This window comes from Mesorhizobium sp. B3-2-1 (assembly GCF_006439515.1).
Classification (GTDB): domain Bacteria; phylum Pseudomonadota; class Alphaproteobacteria; order Rhizobiales; family Rhizobiaceae; genus Mesorhizobium.
In genome coordinates this window covers 1-4,150 of sequence record NZ_VFTI01000063.1, presented here as the reverse complement: position 1 = coordinate 4,150, position 4,150 = coordinate 1, and the positions used below count along the sequence as shown (strand labels likewise).

Genomic DNA, 4,150 nt, shown 5'->3' with positions numbered 1-4,150 from the left:
TTTGCAATGCCTAGATTTGCTCAAGCAGGATCCTGGCGTCCTTGGCCGCAACGATGAACGCCTGTCTCGCGACCTTTTTTTTCGCCACCCATCACGGCGAGGTACGCCCTGATCGCGGCAAGACGCATTTTTTCCCAGAAATCGTGCACTGAAGCATGGCGCAGCTTCGATTCGCCCCGAAGATGTCGCACGCGGGCGGTGATGCCAGTGCCGAGCTCTCGCCTGCTCGACGCACCGCCATAGCCGTTCCTTGATGGAGCGGTTTACCGAGAGGGCTGCCTTGCCGACATACTTCCCGTCCTTCGCGAACAGGCCTTCGGCGATCTTCGCCGGCTCGCGCTTGATGCCCAAGAGCTCGAGATCTGCGACATCCCAGCATTTCGTCTTGACCCAGGAATCGCTCTTGCCGCTGTGGCAGGCCGCGCTCTGCCGCTTCGAGACGATGCCTTCCAGCCCCCTTTTGTCGACTGCCGCGTAGAACTCGGCGCCGTTTCCCTCGACATTCTGGCTGTATTGGATGATGCCGGTGGCCGGCTTGACCAGGTCCCACAGGATCGCCTTGCGCTCGATCGTCGGCAGGACGCGCAGATCCTGGCCGTCCTTCCACAGAATATCGAAGGCGACGAAGGCGAGCAGCTCGGCGTTCCACGCCATGCGCGAATGCATGGCATGAAAATTCGGCCGGCCGTCGGGCTCGGGCGCGATCATCTCGCCGTCGATGATGAGGGATTTCGCGGCGAGTTTTTCAGCGGCATCGATGACCGGCCAATAGCGCTTTGACCTCGACGCCGGTCCTGGTGAAGGCGCGCGCGCCGGCCCAATCGAGGATGAGTTGGGTGCGGAAGCCATCGTATTTGATCTCGTGCAGCCAGTCGTCGCTGACTGGCGCTTCGAGCACCAGCATCGGTTCCTGCGGCTTGATGAACTTGAGCCGGGGTTCGGCGTTATGCATGCACTCGGTACTCCAACGCGAACTCAAAGGCCGCACGGTGCTTTGGTTCCCGGCATTTTAGCTAAAGTGTATATAAGGAGGTTATGAGAAAAATCGACGAAGTGGTAGACGAGTGCTGCACTGCGCTGGCCATGATCAGGAGGACTATCGAGGACCACTGTCCGCCCGGAGTGTTGCCCGACGAAGAGATGGTCTCCGGGCTCTATGCGCCAACCCTGATGGGCGAGGCGGAGGCGATCTCCCGCGCGATCGTGGCCAGGGTGGAAAAGTTGACCAGGAAGGACTGACGCCGGCATGTTGCGGTCGGTGTCACAGACCGCCAGAGCCACAATGAACTATGGCATTGAACACCGCTTCATGGACGCTGCCGGGGTCCTGTTCGATTTCGGTGCTGCTGATCCCGACCGCCTTCGCGTCCGCAAAAAGCCTTCTGGACAGCTTCCGCAACTGAAAGCACGTCCGCGCTGGGGTGAGGCTGCGAACGGCCTGAGTCACTGCAAAGGCCTCGCTAGCGGCGGAACATAGGCTAACCTTCCTGTTCTTGGGGGAGACCATCAGTCAGATCGTAGAAATCAGATTTCGAGCCGACGAAAATGTGTTTGCTGAGATGAAGGCCCGTCGGCGGGTCGAGGGTGCCCGCCGAGATGAAGATTTCCCCGCTAGAAGTCGCTCTCCAGAATAGGTTGCCGCCGCAGCGTGAGCAGAAGCCGCGCTCGACATTGTCCGACGACCGATACCAGCGCAATGTGGACGAAGTCAGTAGCTTTAGATCGGCCGATCGGCAGGCTGCCATGGCCGCGAAGTTGCCGCTGGTGCGCGCGCACTGCGTGCAGTGACAGGCGATAGGCTCTGCGAGCTCGCCCGCGATTTGGTAGCGCACACCTCCGCACAGGCAATGTCCCGATGACATGGAAACCTTATTCAAAAGGCAAGATTTTGTTCCGGCCCGTTGCGAAAAAACTTCGTTGGGCTCCGATGGCGAGACTGAATAGCCGGTCAGTCTGATCGAGGCTGACACGGGGCTTCGCGGGCCGGTCCTGGCGGCCCGCTGTGGCTGCAAGGCATCGCTCAGTCGCCGCCGCCCGATATCGCGCCAGCGCCTCTTGCTTCTCAGGCTCGCGCTCGAGGCGAAACACCTCGGGCAATGGCTGCCGGTCGGCCGGCTTCTGCTTCATGCACGATTGCGGCCGACGGTACCCAATCTGAGCCGTCGAACCATGTCGAGGTATTGCTTTGGATGCTTTGCTGCGAGAGTCGATCAGTTTACTTGCAGGCAGGCAGTTCCTTCATCGCCTTTTCGGCATCGGCCTGGGTGCTATACGTCTGCTTGCCGGCATCAGTCTGTTTTGTGCCGTCGGGCTTTGTGGTCACTACCTCACATTTTTTCGTCGCTGCATCCATGGCCACCCAATATTCCGTGGCTGCAAACGCAGGAATGCTGAAAAGGGCGACAAGTGCACCAGCTATTGCGACTTTGCGTACCATTGCTACCTCCATTCAATGTCAGCCCCAAAGGAGCCTTGCCTAGAATCAAGGCGCGATGGCTGCTTTAGTTCCCTCGCATTTTAGGAGAATTGTATATAGACGTCGTTGATGAAGATCGACGCACAAGACTGCCGGGGCGCTAACCATCATCAGAAGGACGATTGAGGAGCACTGCCCGCCTGGCGTTCTGCCGAGCGAAGAGATGGTGAACGGGCTCTATGGCCCAGGGTTGATGGATGAGGCGGCGGCGCTTGCAGCTGCAATGATCGCTACGGTCGAGAAGCTGACGGACAGGGGAAGCAATGAATAGCAGTGCCCGCGCATGATCACAGACCTTTTTCTCACTGGTGTCGCCGCTTTCTCACTCCTCATTCCGCTTTATTTCGTCCTCAAATAAAATCCGCTGCCGGCGCTGGGATCTGGGAAGCCGTTTCGGTTGGAACTTCGCGCCAGAGCGCCCGTTTGGCCCTGGTGTTCAACAGGAGATCACGGACATGGATTGGAACCGCGTTGAAGGAAACTGGAAGCAGGTCAAAGGCAAGGTGAAGGAAAAATGGGGCAAGCTCACCGACGATGATCTCGACCGCATCGCCGGCAAGCGCGACCAGCTCGAAGGCAAGATCCAGGAACGCTACGGCCTCGAGAAGGACCGCGTCCGTCGAGATGTCGATGACTGGTATAGCATGCAGAGCTGGTAAATCCTTACCGGCCCGCAGATGGGACGCTGCGGTAACGCAGCGCCCTGCTTCCCGCCCATCAAGGGCAAGCCACACGAGCCCACCGACGAGGGCGACCATTTCTATAAGGGCAAGATCTGCGGACAGGTCGGTCGACATGCGCGAAGCGTCAGGTGATGTGGCACGAGCAGCCGAGGCATGAGCGGCTGAAGCCGGAAGTCGTCAGAGACTCCTGAAATGCGACTGGGGCAGTGTACGCCTACCCAGTCAGACCGGGATCATGCACTATGGCATGAAGGATCGTGCGGTAGAGGCTGTCGACATCCTCATCGATCTCTACCCGCTTGATGCCGATCGCCTTGGCATTCGCCTTAGAAGGAAGGATAGCTCCTGCAATGCTCGCGGACGAACTCTAGTCGTCCAAAACGTATACGCATGTAGAAGGTGACGTATACGGCCTTCGGCCAAGAACATGTGACCATGTTCGTGCTCTCCGCCGGGATGGTCCCCGGTTAACCGAAACGCAGGATCGCGCCCCGCCGGTTTCAGGGCGGGTCCTGTGGTCGGTCTGGAGTTGACTAAAACGCGAACTGCCCGCGTTCATCCGATGGAACGGGACAGTGCCGGTTGTGCGATGAGGGCGCCCGGCCTGTCTGGAGTTTGGGGGGACTAGAGGGGGGACAGGTCGGGCAATTGCCCCATTGCGGGGTAGAAAGCCATTATGCTCCGCCTTTGCGGCGACTGACATTAACATTTTCTAAGGCTTAGCTAGAAACCCGTCGAGGCTGGCCTAGCGCCGACGATTTACCATTCGTTCACGATATTAGCGCACGTTCATAAGCAGACATGCTGATGTAGCTCGTACGTGTCAAAAGCCCCGGTGCAGACCCAAGCGCCGGGGCTTTTTCAGATAGATCACGGCTAGGCGTCCTTCAGAAAATTCCCATGACAACCAGGATGATCCCAATCGCCGCAAGGGCCATGACGAGGATCATAGCTACCTCGAAGGCGTGACCGAAATTGTCAGTCATCTGGC

The 4,150-nt window shown here is 58.7% G+C and carries 7 protein-coding genes and 1 pseudogene; 3 read left to right on the top strand and 5 right to left on the bottom strand.

The window, feature by feature from the left end:
- Together FJW08_RS32160 and FJW08_RS33205 are read right to left on the bottom strand one after the other, a co-directional pair.
- Nucleotides 1–720, bottom strand: a pseudogene (locus FJW08_RS32160) (hypothetical protein); the annotation flags it as partial.
- Nucleotides 721–745: 25 nt separating this feature from the next.
- Nucleotides 746–952, bottom strand: coding sequence for a hypothetical protein (locus tag FJW08_RS33205; RefSeq protein ID WP_246682687.1), 207 nt, complete (start codon nt 950–952; stop codon nt 746–748).
- 83 nt (nt 953–1,035) lie between these two features.
- On the opposite strand from FJW08_RS33205, the gene FJW08_RS32155 reads away from it, so the two are divergent.
- Nucleotides 1,036–1,239, top strand: coding sequence for a hypothetical protein (locus FJW08_RS32155; protein ID WP_140813749.1), 204 nt, complete (start codon nt 1,036–1,038; stop codon nt 1,237–1,239).
- 43 nt (nt 1,240–1,282) lie between these two features.
- Nucleotides 1,283–1,477, top strand: a complete 195-nt coding sequence (locus tag FJW08_RS33200) for a hypothetical protein (RefSeq protein ID WP_246682686.1) — start codon at nt 1,283–1,285, stop codon at nt 1,475–1,477.
- 1 nt (nt 1,478) lies between these two features.
- On the opposite strand, the gene FJW08_RS32145 is transcribed toward FJW08_RS33200, so the two are convergent.
- The 3 genes from FJW08_RS32145 to FJW08_RS32135 form a co-directional block, all read right to left on the bottom strand.
- On the bottom strand, nt 1,479–1,832 hold the full coding sequence (locus FJW08_RS32145) for a GFA family protein (RefSeq protein WP_348642707.1): 354 nt from the start codon (nt 1,830–1,832) through the stop codon (nt 1,479–1,481).
- Nucleotides 1,833–1,869: 37 nt separating this feature from the next.
- The gene (locus FJW08_RS32140) at nt 1,870–2,127 is read right to left on the bottom strand and encodes a hypothetical protein (protein WP_140813747.1); all 258 of its coding nucleotides are present in this window, start codon (nt 2,125–2,127) and stop codon (nt 1,870–1,872) included.
- A gap of 88 nt (nt 2,128–2,215) precedes the next feature.
- Nucleotides 2,216–2,437 carry a hypothetical protein gene (locus FJW08_RS32135; protein WP_140813746.1) on the bottom strand — a complete coding sequence of 74 codons (222 nt, stop codon included), beginning with the start codon at nt 2,435–2,437 and terminating at the stop codon, nt 2,216–2,218.
- Between the two features lie 494 nt (nt 2,438–2,931).
- Here FJW08_RS32135 and FJW08_RS32130 point away from each other — a divergent pair, with 494 nt between their 5' ends.
- Nucleotides 2,932–3,135, top strand: a complete 204-nt coding sequence (locus FJW08_RS32130; RefSeq protein ID WP_140761770.1) for a CsbD family protein — start codon at nt 2,932–2,934, stop codon at nt 3,133–3,135.
- The last annotated feature ends 1,015 nt before the right edge of the window (nt 3,136–4,150 follow it).